Source organism: Streptomyces flavofungini (assembly GCF_014650815.1).
GTDB lineage: Bacteria > Actinomycetota > Actinomycetes > Streptomycetales > Streptomycetaceae > Streptomyces > Streptomyces flavofungini.
This window is the reverse complement of record NZ_BMVR01000008.1, coordinates 55,377-68,769: the sequence shown is the minus strand read 5'-3', so window position 1 is coordinate 68,769 and position 13,393 is coordinate 55,377. Positions and strand designations below refer to the sequence as shown.

Sequence of the window (13,393 nt, the reverse complement as noted above, 5' to 3'; positions counted from 1 at the left end):
TGCAAGTTATGCAAGGAATGATTGCGTGTGACGCAAGTGGAGCGTCCGGCCGACGGTGCCGGACTCGACCTGAACCTGCTGCTCGCGCTCGACGTGCTGCTCGACGAGCGCAGCGTGGGCGGTGCCGCCCGCCGACTGCATCTGTCGGAGCCCGCGATGAGCCGCACGCTCGGCCGGGTCCGCAAGGCGCTCGGCGATCCGGTCCTGGTGCGGGCGGGCCGCCAGATGGTGCCGACGCCGTACGCGCTGTCGGTGCAGGCGGAGGTGGGCGCGGTCCTCGAACGGGCGCGGGCGGTGTTCGCCGGGCCCGGCGCGCAGGACCTGCGGGCCCTGACGCGCACGCTCACGCTCGTCGGCAACGACGCGCTCGCCGCCGCGTACGCGCCCGCCCTGTTCGCCCGTGCGGCGCAAGAGGCGCCGGGGGTCCGCCTCCGCTTCCTGTCCGAGAGCCATCTGGACGTGCCGCTGTTGCGCGAGGGCATCGCCGACCTGGAGGTCGGCGTGATCGACACGGTCGCGCCCGAGGTGCGGGTCGAGCACCTCTTCGACGATGTGATGGTCGGCGTCGTGCGCCCCGGGCACCCTTTGCTGCAAGGGGAGTTGACGGCGAAGCGGTTCGCCGCCGCCGATCATCTGACGGTCTCGCGGAAGGGCCGGATGGCCGGTCCCGTCGACACCGTTCTGGCTGAAACCGGCCTGCGCCGCCGGGTCGTGGGCAACGTCGGAACGTACCCCTCCGCGCTCCACATCCTGCTGCGGACCGATCTGGTCGGCCTGAGCATGTCCTGGGCCCGCCCGCTGATGGACCCCCTCGGCCTGGTCACCTTCCCCGTGCCGCTGGAGCTGCCGCCGCTGAGCATCGGCATGGCGTGGCACCCCCGGCACGACGCGGACCCGGCGCACGCGTGGCTGCGGGATTGCGTGCGGGAGCTGGTCGCGGCGCCGAGGTGAGGCACCTGTTGCTGAACCACTCGCGAATGTAGTACTTCTTATACATGAGCGAGCAAGTTCACAACAGGCTGGCGATGGTGCGTGCCGAGCGGAAGGTGTCCCGGCAGACCCTCGCCGCCGCCGTGGGCGTGCATTACCAGACCATCGGCTACATCGAGCGCGGGCAGTACAACCCCAGCCTCGACCTGGCGTTGAAGGTGGCCGAGTACTTCGGGCTGCCCGTCGAGGCGCTGTTCTCGCTGGAGCCGTTCCAGCCGCTCACGGATCAGGTGTACGGGCACGGGAGGGACCAGTAAGCCATGGCGCGGCAGGAGCAGTTGAGCGGGTACGACCAGCGGATGTTCGCCCTGATGAACCGGCGCGAGGGCGTACCGCTCTACCGCACCGCCGGTCGTCGGCGGGCCGTCGTCGGCGTCCACGTCGTCCTGACGGCCGCCTTCGTCGCGGCCTGGCTCGGCACGGTCGTCGGGGAGCTGGCCTGGACGGGGTGGGCGATGCTCGGCCTGCTGCTGCCGTGGTGCGTGGCGACCGGCGCGATCAACGGCGCCACCCGCGGGCTCCTCGAACTGCGGCCCCGGGCGCTGGACGAGCGGCAGCGGGCCGAGCGGGACCGGGTGCGGGCCAAGGCGCACCAGATCATGGGCTGGGTGCTGCTCGCGGCGGTCCTGGTGACGGGGATCGCCGGGTTCTCCGGCCTGGCCGCGAAGGCGCTGGTGTTCCAGGTGGCGGTCTGCGCGCTCGTGCTGCACTGGCTGCTGCCGCTGTGGGTGGCCGGGCTCGCGGCGCGGGACGAGCCCGACGCCGACGAGTAGACGAGCCCGTCACGTCTGCTTCAGTTCCTGCTCCAGCTTCGACACGTCCACCGAGTCCTTCGCCGACGGCGTCTTCGTCGGCACCGGCTTGTCGTAGTCGGTGAGCGTCGTCGTCTTGTCCGTGCCGGAGCCCTTCTCGGTGGCGCGGACCAGATACGGCTTGCCCTCGGCGGCGACGTACAAGGTGTTGTCCTTGCCGTCGTCCTTGCTGGTCAGCGGGATGACGCGGGTGCCGTCGACGGTGGTGACCCGGCCCTTCCGCAGGTTCTTCGGGGCGTCATCGTCGTCCGACCCGGCGTCGTCGTTCACGTTCTCCTGGAGCTCTTTGAGGTCGCAGACCTCGGCCAGGCCCTTGAGCATGGGGTCCTTGGTGGTGCCGTGGATGTAGCGGTCCTCGAAGAGCTCGGCGGCCGCCTCGCCCTGGCCGCCGGGCACCTGGTTCTTCCAGAACGCCTGGTCGGGCTTCATCCACACCTTGTCGCCCTGTTTCACCAGCTCCGCCGAGCCCCCGCCCGCGCCGAAGCGCAGGGTGCCCGTGCAGTTGCCGTCGCGGTCGAGCGCGAGGTCCATGGCGGCCGGGTCGTCCTTGTCGACGTCGCTGCCCTTGTCCGTCAGGGTGAGGTGGACGGACTTGGCGTCGAGCAGCTCCTGCTTCGCCTTGTCCGAGATCTCCTGGGCGCTCAGGTCCGCCGTGTCGTCGCCCTTGTCGCTGCCGCCGCTCTTGTCGTCGGAGCACGCGGGGACCAGCAGGGCCAGCGCCGCGGCCGTGCAGGCCGCACCCGCGGTCCGCAGTCGCGTACGAGACATTTTGCTCATAGCGTCACCTCCGGTGACAGAAAGTGTTTCGAGCGTACGTTTCGCCCCGCGTACCCGCACGCGCAGTGACACAGCGCACTTTCGGCCATCGAATGCGCATGCTTTTCCCGGGCCCGGGCAGGTGCTCCCGGCTACCACGAGTGATCAGGTGGGGCAAACGGCAGAAAGTGCCAGGAACGGAAGGCAAAAGGGACGTGTCCGCACAACAGACCATCCACGTGGCGGGAGAGTGGCGCGCTGCCGTCTCCGGCGCCACCCGCGAGATCATCGACCCCGCGGATGCCAAGCCGTTCGCGACCATCGCCGAGGGCGGCACCGAGGACGCCGACGCGGCCATCGCCGCCGCGCGCGCGGCCTTCGACGAGGGCCCCTGGCCCGCCACGCCCGTCGCCGAGCGCGCCGCGCTGCTGCGCCGCGTCGCCGACCTGCTGGTCCGCGACCGCGAGAAGATCGGCCTCCTGGAGAGCCGGGACGCGGGCAAGACCCTCGAAGAGGGCCGTATCGACGTCGACTGCGTCGCCGACGCCTTCCGGTACTTCGCCGACCTGGTGATCGGCGAGGGCGCGGGCCGCGTCGTCGACGCCGGGTCCGACGAGATCCACAGCGTCGTCGTGCACGAGCCGATCGGCGTCTGCTCCATGATCACGCCCTGGAACTATCCGCTGCTCCAGGCCAGCTGGAAGATCGCCCCCGCCCTCGCGGCCGGCAACAGCTTCGTCATCAAGCCGAGCGAGATCACGCCCCTCACGACGGTCGCGCTCATCGAGCTGCTCGTCGAGGCCGGTCTCCCCGAGGGCGTCGCCAACATCGTCACCGGCCCCGGCCACACCGTCGGCGCCCGCCTGGCCGACCACCCCGACGTCGACCTGGTCTCCTTCACCGGCGGCCTCGTCTCCGGCACCAAGGTCGCCCAGGCCGCCGCCGTGACCGTGAAGAAGGTCGCCCTGGAGCTCGGCGGCAAGAACCCCAACGTCGTCTTCGCGGACGCCTGCGCCACCGACGAGGGCTTCGACACGGCCGTCGACCAGGCGCTGAACGCCGCGTTCATCCACAGCGGGCAGGTCTGCTCCGCCGGTGGCCGCCTCATCATCGAGGAGTCGGTGCGCGAGCGCTTCGTCGCCGAACTCGCCCGCCGCGCCGAGAAGATCAAGCTCGGCCGGGGCACCGAGGACGGCGTCGAGTGCGGCCCGCTCGTCTCCAAGGAGCAGCGAGAGAAGACCGAGGGCTACGTCGCCTCGGCGCTCGCGGAGGGCGCCGTGCTGCGCTCCGGCGGCAAGCGGCCCGAGCCCACCGACGCCCGGCCCGCGACCGGCTACTTCTACGAGCCGACCGTGCTCGACCAGTGCCACCGCGAGATGAAGGTCGTCCGCGAAGAGGTCTTCGGCCCGGTCCTGACCGTCGAGACCTTCCGCACCGAGGACGAGGCCGTCGCGCTCGCCAACGACACCGAGTACGGGCTCGCGGGCGCCGTGTGGACCACCGACTCCGGGCGCGCCCGGCGCATGGCCCGCCGGATGCGCCACGGCACCATCTGGATCAACGACTTCCACCCCTACCTGCCGCAGGCCGAGTGGGGCGGATTCGGCAAGAGCGGCGTCGGCCGCGAGCTGGGCCCGGCCGGACTCGCCGAGTACCGCGAGGCCAAGCACGTCTACGAGAACCTCGCGCCGAAGCCGGTCCGGTGGTTCGCGGGCTGAACCGCCCGTCCCCCCTTACGCGTAAGCACCTTGTACGACCTCGCAGGAAGAGGAGCAGTTCCCCCATGGCTGAAACGAACGAGTACGACTACGTCATCGTCGGCGGCGGCACCGCCGGTTCCGTGATCGCGTCGCGGCTCACCGAGAACCCGGACGTCACCGTCGCCGTCATCGAGGGCGGCCCCAGCGACATCGACCGGGACGACGTCCTGACGCTGCGCCGCTGGCTCGGCCTGCTCGGCGGCGAGCTCGACTACGGCTACACCACCACCGAGCAGCCGCGCGGCAACTCGCACATCCTGCACAGCCGCGCCAAGGTCCTCGGCGGCTGCTCCTCGCACAACACCCTGATCTCCTTCAAGCCGCTGCCGTCCGACTGGGACGAGTGGGAGGAGGCCGGGGCCACCGGCTGGAACGCCAAGGCGATGGACCCCTACTACGGCAAGCTGCGCAACAACGTCGTACGCGTCGCCAAGAAGGACCAGAACCAGATCGCCACCGACTGGGTCGAGGCGACGAAGACCGCGCTCGGCGTGCCCGAGGTCGTCGGCTTCAACGACCAGCCCTTCGACGAGGGCGTCGGCTTCTTCGACCTGGCGTACCACCCGGAGAACAACAAGCGCTCCTCCGCGTCCGTCGCCTACCTCCACCCCCACATGGAGGCCGGTGACCGCCCGAACCTCCACCTGTTCCTGGAGACCTGGGCCACCAAGCTGGAGCTCGACGGCAAGACCGCGCGCGGCGTCCACATCCGCACGCAGGACGGCGCGGAGAAGCTGCTCACCGCCCGCCGTGAGGTGCTCGTCTGCGCCGGGGCCGTCGACACGCCCCGGCTGCTCATGCTCTCGGGCATCGGGCCGAAGAAGGACCTCGAAGCCCTCGGCATCCCGGTCGTCCACGACCTGCCGGGCGTCGGCGAGAACCTCATCGACCACCCGGAGTCGGTCATCGTCTGGGAGACCAACGGGCCGATCCCCGGCAACTCCGCGATGGACTCCGACGCCGGTCTCTTCGTGAAGCGGGACCCGGCCCACAAGGGCCCGGACCTGATGTTCCACTTCTACCAGATCCCGTTCACCGACAACCCGGAGCGGCTCGGCTACGAACGCCCCGAGCACGGTGTGTCGATGACGCCGAACATCCCCAAGTCCCGCGCCCGCGGCCGCCTTTACCTGACCTCCGCGGACCCCGAGGTGAAGCCCGCCCTGGACTTCAAGTACTTCGAGGACGAGGGGGACTACGACGGGCAGACGCTCGTCGACGGCATCAAGCTGGCGCGGAAGGTCGCGCAGGCCGAGCCGTTCAAGAAGTGGCTCAAGCGCGAGGTGTTCCCCGGCCCCGAGGTCACCGACGACGCCGAGATCGGCGAACTGGTGCGCAAGGCCGCGCACACCGTCTACCACCCGGCGGGAACCTGCCGAATGGGCGCTTCCGGTGATGAACTCGCGGTGGTCGACCCCGAGTTGAGGATCCGGGGCCTTGCAGGAATTCGTATCGCGGACGCATCCGTCTTCCCGACGATGCCCGCTGTGAATCCGATGATCGGAGTGCTCATGGTCGGGGAGAAATGTGCCGAGATCCTTGGAGGTGACGGCCGATGAGCGACACCGCGACCGTCACCCCCGCCGCCGACGCGGCCACGGACACCGTCTTCGCCGTCAAGAACCTCTGGAAGGTCTTCGGCCCCAAGGCCGAGACCATCCCGGGCAACGGTGAACTCACCGGCCTCGACCCCGTCGAACTGCGCGAGCGCACCGGCTGCACCGCCGCCGTGCGCGATGTGTCCTTCGAGGTGCAGAAGGGCGAGGTCTTCGTCGTCATGGGCCTGTCGGGCTCCGGCAAGTCCACGCTCGTGCGCTGTCTGACCCGCCTCATCGAGCCGACGTCAGGATCGGTCGAGATCGACGGCGAGGACGTCCTCGCCATGGACAAGAACCGGCTGCGCGAACTGCGCCGCCACCGCGCGTCCATGGTCTTCCAGCACTTCGGCCTGCTCCCGCACCGCACGGTCCTCGACAACGTCGGCTACGGCCTGGAGATCCAGGGCGTCGCCCGCGCCGAGCGCCGCGAGAAGGCCATGAAGGTCATCGAGAAGGTCGGCCTGGAAGGCCTGGAGCAGCGCAAGCCCGGCCAGCTCTCCGGCGGCCAGCAGCAGCGCGTCGGCCTCGCCCGCGCCCTCGCCGCCGACCCCGAGGTGCTGCTCTTCGACGAGCCGTTCAGCGCCCTCGACCCGCTGATCCGCCGCGACATGCAGGAAGAGGTCGTCCGCCTGCACCGCGAAGAGGGCCGCACCATGGTCTTCATCACCCACGACCTCAGCGAGGCCCTGAAGCTCGGCGACCGCATCGCCCTCATGCGCGACGGCCGCGTCGTCCAGCTCGGCACGCCCGAGGAGATCGTCGGCTCGCCCGCCGACGACTACGTCCGCGACTTCGTCCGGGACGTGCCGCGCGAGCAGGTCATGACCTGCCGCAGCGCCATGCGCCCCGTCGACTCCGACGCGGACGAGGACACCAGGGGCCCGGCGATCGCGCCCGACGCGACCGTGTCCGAGGCCATCGAGGCCGTCGCGCGCACCGGCTTCCCGGCGCGCGTGATGGACGGCGGCCGCTGCCTGGGCGTCGTCGACCACGAGCAGCTGATCGGCGTCGTCGCGGGCGTGACCCCCAAGGGCGGCGCGCAGTCCGCGAAGGCGGGCGCCTCGATACGTAAAGAGGTAACCGGCGAGGTGGCTTCCTGATGGCCACCGCCACCGCGTCAACCCCGGTACGAGATACCGGGATCGGCGCCCTGCTGCGGCGCCGCGCCGTCGTCAAGCTCCTGCTGCTCGCCGTCGTCGCGGCCGTCGCCGTACCGATCCTCAACGCCAAGTGGGCCTCCGGCGCCTGGCCGGACGCGCTCACCGTCGACCTGACCGAGCCGCTCACCAAGGCCAGCGACTGGATCATCGACAACCGCGACAGCCACTGGCTGTTCACGTACTTCTTCGGGCACATCTCCAATGCCATCGTGCTGTCCGTGCGCGGCGTCTACCTGGTGCTGCTCGCCGCGGGCTGGGCGGGCGTCACCGTCGCCGCGGGTGCCATCGCCTGGCGCGTCGCGGGCCTGAAGCTCGCCGCCCTGGCCACCGCCGCGTTCGCCGCCTGCGGTCTGCTCGGCATGTGGGTGCCGACGATGCAGACGCTCGCGCTGATGGTCGTCGCCGTGCTCGCGTCGGTGATCCTCGGCATGCTGCTCGGCCTCGCCGCCGGTCTCAACGACCGGATCTTCCGCATGATGCGCCCGGTCCTCGACACCATGCAGGTGCTCCCGGCCTTCGCGTATCTGCTGCCCGTCGTGCTCGTCTTCGGCATCGGCGTGCCCGCGGCCGTCCTCGCGACGGTCGTGTACTCGGCCCCGCCGATGGCCCGCCTGACGGCCCTCGGCCTGCGCGGCGCCGACGGCGGCGTGATGGAGGCGGTGGCGTCCCTCGGCGCGACCGCCCGCCAGCGCCTGCTGTCCGCGCGCCTGCCGCTGGCCCGCAAGGAACTCCTCCTCGGCCTCAACCAGACGATCATGATGGCCCTCTCCATGGCCGTCATCGCGTCCGTGATCGGCGCGGGCGGCCTCGGTGACCGCGTCTACCAGGCACTCTCCACGGTTGACGTCGGCCAGGCCCTCGCCGCCGGCATCCCGATCGTGCTGCTCGCCGTCGTCCTCGACCGCGTCACCGGCGCGGCGGGCGAACGCCTCGGCGCGCACGCCGAGGACAACTCGCCGCTGCACGGCTGGCGCGGCTGGTCGATCGCCGCCGCCGTGACCCTGGCCTGCGCCCTCGCGGCCAGGTTCGCGGACCGCCTGGAGTGGCCGACGAGCTGGGTCGTGCAGATCGCCGAGCCCGTGAACACCGCCAAGGACTGGATGGTCGACCACCTGTACACGGGCGTGCCCGTCGTCGGCGGTACGGCGGACTGGGCGGCGCACTTCACCACGTACGTACTCGACCCGGTCCGCGACGGCCTGCAGGGCCTCCCGTGGTGGTCGGTGCTGCTCATCGTGGCGGCCCTCGCCTGGGTGATCGGCACCTGGCAGACGGCGCTCACCGCGGTCCTCGCGATGGCGGCGATCGGCGTCATGGGCGTGTGGAACGCGTCGCTCGACACCCTCTCCCAGGTCCTCGCGGGCGTGGCCGTGACCGTCGTCCTGGGCTTCGCGATCGGCATCGCGGCCTCGCGCAGCCGACGCCTCGAAGCCCTGCTCCGCCCCGTCCTCGACGTCTTCCAGACGATGCCGCAGTTCGTGTACCTGATCCCGGTGGTCGCCCTGTTCGGCGTGGGCCGTGCCCCCGCCGTCGCCGCGGCCGTCGTGTACGCGCTGCCCGCCGTCATCCGCATCACCACGCAGGGTCTGCGCCAGGTCAGCCCCGCCGCGATGGAGTCCGCGCAGTCCCTCGGCGCCACCAGCTGGCAGCAGCTGCGCCAGGTCCAGCTTCCGCTGGCCCGCCCCGCGCTGATGCTCGCCCTCAACCAGGGCGTCGTCCTCGTCCTCGCCGTCGTCGTCATCGGCGGTCTGGTCGGCGGTGGCGGCCTCGGCTACGACGTGCTCGCCGGTCTCGCCCGCGGCGACCTCGCGACCGGTCTGGTGGGCGGTGTCGCCATCGTCTGCCTCGGCCTGATGCTCGACCGGGTCACGCAGCCGACGGAACGCCGCGCGAAGAAGGGAGCGTGACCATGCGAGTGCGTACGCGCATGACCGCCGCGCTGGCCGGAGTCGGCGCCCTCGTCGCCCTCTCCGGCTGCGGCAAGGCCGACATGTCCAAGCAGGCGTCGCCGTACGCGAACGCGGCGGGCGCCAAGACCGTGACGCTGTCCGTGCAGTCCTGGGTGGGCGCGCAGGCCGACGTCGCCGTGGCCGAGTACCTGCTCAAGAACGAGCTGGGCTACCGCGTCGACAAGGTCCAGATCGACGAGATCCCCGCCTGGGACGCCCTCAGCCAGGGCCGCGTCGACGCGATCATGGAGGACTGGGGCCACCCGGACCAGGAACAGCGCTACATCAAGGACAAGAAGACGATCGTCCCCGGCGGTGACGTCGGCGTGATCGGCCACATCGGCTGGTACGTCCCGACCTACTTCGTCAAGAAGCACCCCGACGTCACCGACTGGAAGAACCTCAACAAGTACGCGAAGGACTTCCGTACGCCGGAGAGCGGCAGCAAGGGCCAGCTCATGGACGGCTCCCCGTCCTACGTCACCAACGACAAGGCCCTCGTCGAGAACCTCGGCCTCGACTACAAGGTCGTCTTCGCGGGCTCCGAAGCCGCGCAGATCACGCAGATCGAGCAGTTCGCGAAGCAGCAGAAGCCCTTCCTCACCTACTGGTACAAGCCCCAGTGGCTGTTCAAGAAGGTCCCCATGACGGAGGTGAAGCTCCCCGCCTACAAGGAGGGCTGCGACGCCGACCCCGCCAAGATCAAGTGCGCCTACCCGCACACGCCCCTCCAGAAGTACTTCAACGCCGACTTCGCCAAGAACGGCGGCAAGGCGGCCCAGTTCCTGAAGAACTTCAAGTGGTCCGAGGCCGATCAGAACGAGGTGTCCCTCATGATCGCCGACAAGAAGATGTCGCCCGAGGACGCGGCGAAGAAGTGGATCGACGCGCACGAGTCGAAGTGGCGGGGGTGGCTGCCGAAGTAGTGGCCGTCGCGGGGGCGCCGTAACCGGGGGCTGCTGCCCCCGGCCCCCGCTGATCGGCGCTCCGCGCCTCGTCCGCAAACTCCCCCAAGCTCTTGAGGAGCAGGGGGGACCCCCACGACGGGCTGATACTCACCGGCACATTTTCCAGCCCCCTGGGGGTACCACCCACGCCCTTGAGGCAGTGGGGGAGTTTGAGGAGCGGGGTCCGGGGCGGAGCCCCGGTTTCGGGAAGGGGCGGGACTGGGGAATGCCCCGCAGGGCCCCTACCTCAGCTCCGCCGCCACCCCCCGCAACGCCTCCATCGCCCGGAACAACAACCCCGGCCCGAAGGTGACCCGAGTGGCCCCCAGCTCACCCAGCCCCTCGGGCGAGGGCCCGCCCGGAATGAAGACGAAGTTGAGGGGCCCCTCGATCCCGTCCCGCAGGGCGGGAATCACGTCCACCGGCGCCTTGATGACGTAGACGCAGTCGGCCCCGGCCTCGACGTACAGCCGGGCCCGCCGCAAGGTCTCGTCCAGGTCCGCGACCCCGCGGATGTACGTGTCCACGCGAGCGTTGATGAAGAGCTCACGACCGGCCACGTCCCGGACGGCGGCGAGGTAGTCGGCCTGTTCCTGGGGGTCCTTCAGGGGACCGGCGGCAGCACCCTCGCGCCCCCAGGAGTCCTCCAGGTTGCACCCCACGACCCCGGCGTCGAGAAGCCGCCCGACGAGCGTGCGTGCGGGCAGCCCGTAGCCGTCCTCGACGTCCGCGCTGACCGGCACGGCCACGGCACGGGCGACGCGCCCGACGGCCTCGAACATCTCGCGCGGCGGCACGGCCCCGTCGGCGTACCCGAGGGAGGCCGCGACGCCCGCGCTGGGCGTGGCGAGGGCGGGGAACCCGGCGTCCTCGAAGACGCGGGCGCTGGCGGCGTCCCAGGGCCCGGGCAGGACGAGCGGATCGGCGGGCGCCCGGTCCTGGTGCAGGGCGCTGAACGCCTCGGCTGCGGCGGTCACTTGGGGTCTCCCTGCGAGCCGGCGGGGCGGTGCGCGGTGGAGCCCGGAGTGTAGTGGCCGGGCACCATGCGGGAGGTGACGCCGAACCGGTTCCAGCTGTTGATGAGGGCGATCGCCGCGATCAGATGGGCCAGTTCGGACTCGTCGAAGTGCTTGGCCGCGCGCGCGTACACGTCGTCGGGGACGAAGCCGTCGGTGAGGACGGTGACGGCCTCGGTCAGCTCGATCGCCGCGATCTCCTTGGCGGTGTAGAAGTGCCTGGACTCCTCCCACGCGCCGAGCTGGATGATCCGCTCGACGCTCTCGCCCGCGGCGAGCGCGTCCTTGGTGTGCATGTCGAGGCAGAAGGCGCAGTGGTTGATCTGCGAGGCGCGGATCTGGATCAGCTCGAAGAGGACCGGGTCGACGCCCTTCTTCGCGGCGGCGGCGAACCGGATCATGGCCTTGTACGCCTCGGGGGCGTGCTCGGCCATGTCGAGGCGGGGGAGGTGCTCGGGGAGGCGGTCGCTGTCGGTGGTCGTCGGGTTCGTCGCTTCGGCCGTGTTCGTCGTCGTCATGGTGTCGACGCTACGCCGCGATTAGCCCACCGGTATGGTCCATTCCCATGGACAAATCCTGGGCCAATCGGGCCGCCGGGGGTGGCTCCGACAAGGTTTCCGACAAGGATGCCGACAAGGATTCCGGCGGCGATTCCGGCGACGGCTCCAGCGGCGGCTCCGGCGGCTGGAGCGTCGACCTCCACCTGGACGCGGCGGGCGCGGCCTCCGGTACGGGCTCCCGCTCGGGTGTCCGCAAGAGCCTGACGGACGCGCTGCGCGAGGCGGTGCGGGGCGGCCGCCTGGCCCCCGGCACCCGCCTGCCCTCCTCCCGGACGCTCGCCGTGGACCTGGGCGTCGCGCGCAACACGGTCGCCGACGCGTACGCGGACCTGGTCGCCGAGGGCTGGCTCACGGCGCGGCAGGGTTCGGGCACCCGGGTCGCCGAGCGCGAGGTGCCGCGCCCGGTGGCCCCCGCGCGCCCGCAGCGGACGGGCGGCGCCCCGCTGTACGACCTGATGGCGGGCACGCCCGACCTCGCGTCGTTCCCGCGCGCGGAGTGGCTGAAGGCGGCCCGCCGCGCGCTCGCCGCCGCGCCCAACGACGTACTCGGCTACGAGGATCCGCGCGGCCGCGTCGAACTGCGCACCGCCCTCGCCGCCTACCTGGCCCGCGCGCGGGGCGTGCACGCCGACCCGGACCGGATCGTCGTCGTCCCCGGCTTCACCCACGGCCTCACCCTCCTCGGCGAGCTGCTCCACGCGCGCGGGCTGCGCTCCGTCGCCGTGGAGTCGTACGGCCTGGACCTGCACTGGGAGCGGCTCGCCCGGTGCGGCCTGCGTACCGCCCCGCTCGCCTTCGACGAACTCGGCACCCGCACCGAGGGGTTGGCCGGCCACCGGGCGGTCCTCCTCACCCCCGCCCACCAGTTCCCGATGGGCGTGCCGCTGCACCCCGATCGGCGGGCGGCGGCCGTCGAGTGGGCGCGGCGCGCGGACGGGCTGATCCTTGAGGACGACTACGACGGCGAGTTCCGGTACGACCGCCAGCCCGTCGGCGCGCTGCAGGGGCTCGACCCCGACCGGGTGGTCTACCTCGGCACCGCCAGCAAGTCCCTGGCCCCCGGCCTTCGGCTGGCGTGGATGGTGCTGCCCGCCGAACTCGCCCTCGAAGTCGCCGAGTTGAAGTACGCGGCCGGGGCCGCCAGCAGCTCGTTCGACCAGGTGACACTGGCGGAGTTCATGGTGTCCGGTGCGTATGACCGGCATGTCCGGGCGGCCCGGCTGCGGTACCGGCGCCGCCGGGACCAGTTGGTCGCCGCGCTCGCCGATCGGGCGCCGGGCGTGCGTGTGACCGGGATCGCGGCGGGCCTGCACGCCGTTGTGCGGCTCCCGCCGGGTTCGGAGCAGACGGTGGTCCAGGGTGCGCACTGGCAGCGGCTTGCTCTTCAGGGGGTGTCGCGGTTTCGGCATCCGCTGGCGGGGGCGCCTTTGGGGGATGCGCTGGTCGTGGGGTATGGGACGCCGCCCGATCATGCGTGGGCGGCGGCGTTGGACGCCCTGTGCAGGGCGTTGCCCTGAACCCGGCGTCACGGATGGGCCCGCGCCGGGCGCGGGCTGAGCGGGCCTTGCCGGGGGCTGCCCGATCCCGCCCCTTCCCGAAACTGGGGGCGCTGCCCCGGACCCCCGCTCCTCAAACGCCGGAGGGGCTGTCCATAGCCCGTAGTGAGGGTCCCCACTTGTCGTGATGAGAGTGCAACTACCCGACTTCGGCGGGCAGTTGACTGCCCCTCGCGCACCTGTCTAGAACTCATCCCAGTTTTCCGTTCACTGCTCCTGGAATTCCACGGGGCGGCACTCCGTGCTGCCCACATTCGGAAGCGCAGAGAGGTAGTAGGCACAGTGAGAA

At 71.1% G+C, this 13,393-nt stretch carries 12 protein-coding genes; 9 read left to right on the top strand and 3 right to left on the bottom strand.

What is annotated here, in order from left to right:
• The first annotated feature begins 21 nt into the window (after positions 1-21).
• The 3 genes from IE274_RS21745 to IE274_RS21735 are packed head-to-tail and all read left to right on the top strand — an operon-like array spanning position 22 to position 1,763.
• On the top strand, positions 22-951 hold the full coding sequence (locus IE274_RS21745; RefSeq protein ID WP_233103106.1) for a LysR family transcriptional regulator: 930 nt from the start codon (positions 22-24) through the stop codon (positions 949-951).
• Positions 952-995: 44 nt separating this feature from the next.
• Entirely contained in the window at positions 996-1,247 is a 252-nt protein-coding gene (locus tag IE274_RS21740) for a helix-turn-helix transcriptional regulator (RefSeq protein ID WP_190117540.1), read from the top strand.
• 3 nt (positions 1,248-1,250) lie between these two features.
• Entirely contained in the window at positions 1,251-1,763 is a 513-nt protein-coding gene (locus IE274_RS21735) for a hypothetical protein (RefSeq protein ID WP_190117539.1), read from the top strand.
• A 9-nt stretch (positions 1,764-1,772) separates the two neighbouring features.
• Here the strand turns inward: IE274_RS21735 and IE274_RS21730 are convergent, their stop codons facing one another.
• Complete coding sequence (locus IE274_RS21730; RefSeq protein ID WP_229909715.1) at positions 1,773-2,579, bottom strand: LolA-like protein; 807 nt, start codon at positions 2,577-2,579, stop codon at positions 1,773-1,775.
• A 194-nt stretch (positions 2,580-2,773) separates the two neighbouring features.
• Here IE274_RS21730 and IE274_RS21725 point away from each other — a divergent pair, with 194 nt between their 5' ends.
• From IE274_RS21725 to IE274_RS21705, 5 genes are all read left to right on the top strand, one after another.
• The gene (locus IE274_RS21725; protein WP_190117538.1) at positions 2,774-4,276 is read left to right on the top strand and encodes an aldehyde dehydrogenase family protein; all 1,503 of its coding nucleotides are present in this window, start codon (positions 2,774-2,776) and stop codon (positions 4,274-4,276) included.
• Between the two features lie 65 nt (positions 4,277-4,341).
• Positions 4,342-5,877, top strand: coding sequence for a GMC family oxidoreductase (locus IE274_RS21720; RefSeq protein WP_190117537.1), 1,536 nt, complete (start codon positions 4,342-4,344; stop codon positions 5,875-5,877).
• Positions 5,874-7,016 (top strand): quaternary amine ABC transporter ATP-binding protein, encoded by a 1,143-nt coding sequence (locus IE274_RS21715; protein ID WP_190117536.1) that lies wholly within the window; start codon positions 5,874-5,876, stop codon positions 7,014-7,016. The genes IE274_RS21720 and IE274_RS21715 overlap by 4 nt, the downstream gene beginning before the upstream one ends.
• Positions 7,016-8,983 (top strand): ABC transporter permease, encoded by a 1,968-nt coding sequence (locus IE274_RS21710; RefSeq protein WP_190117535.1) that lies wholly within the window; start codon positions 7,016-7,018, stop codon positions 8,981-8,983. Before IE274_RS21715 ends, IE274_RS21710 begins: the two co-directional genes overlap by 1 nt.
• A gap of 2 nt (positions 8,984-8,985) precedes the next feature.
• Positions 8,986-9,951 carry an ABC transporter substrate-binding protein gene (locus IE274_RS21705; protein WP_190117534.1) on the top strand — a complete coding sequence of 322 codons (966 nt, stop codon included), beginning with the start codon at positions 8,986-8,988 and terminating at the stop codon, positions 9,949-9,951.
• A 263-nt stretch (positions 9,952-10,214) separates the two neighbouring features.
• Here IE274_RS21705 and IE274_RS21700 read toward each other — a convergent pair whose 3' ends face one another.
• Positions 10,215-10,949 carry an isocitrate lyase/PEP mutase family protein gene (locus IE274_RS21700; protein WP_190117533.1) on the bottom strand — a complete coding sequence of 245 codons (735 nt, stop codon included), beginning with the start codon at positions 10,947-10,949 and terminating at the stop codon, positions 10,215-10,217.
• The gene (locus tag IE274_RS21695; RefSeq protein ID WP_190117532.1) at positions 10,946-11,506 is read right to left on the bottom strand and encodes a carboxymuconolactone decarboxylase family protein; all 561 of its coding nucleotides are present in this window, start codon (positions 11,504-11,506) and stop codon (positions 10,946-10,948) included. The genes IE274_RS21700 and IE274_RS21695 overlap by 4 nt, the downstream gene beginning before the upstream one ends.
• A gap of 47 nt (positions 11,507-11,553) precedes the next feature.
• Here IE274_RS21695 and pdxR point away from each other — a divergent pair, with 47 nt between their 5' ends.
• Complete coding sequence (gene pdxR / locus IE274_RS21690; protein WP_190117531.1) at positions 11,554-13,065, top strand: MocR-like pyridoxine biosynthesis transcription factor PdxR; 1,512 nt, start codon at positions 11,554-11,556, stop codon at positions 13,063-13,065.
• Positions 13,066-13,393: the final 328 nt, after the last annotated feature.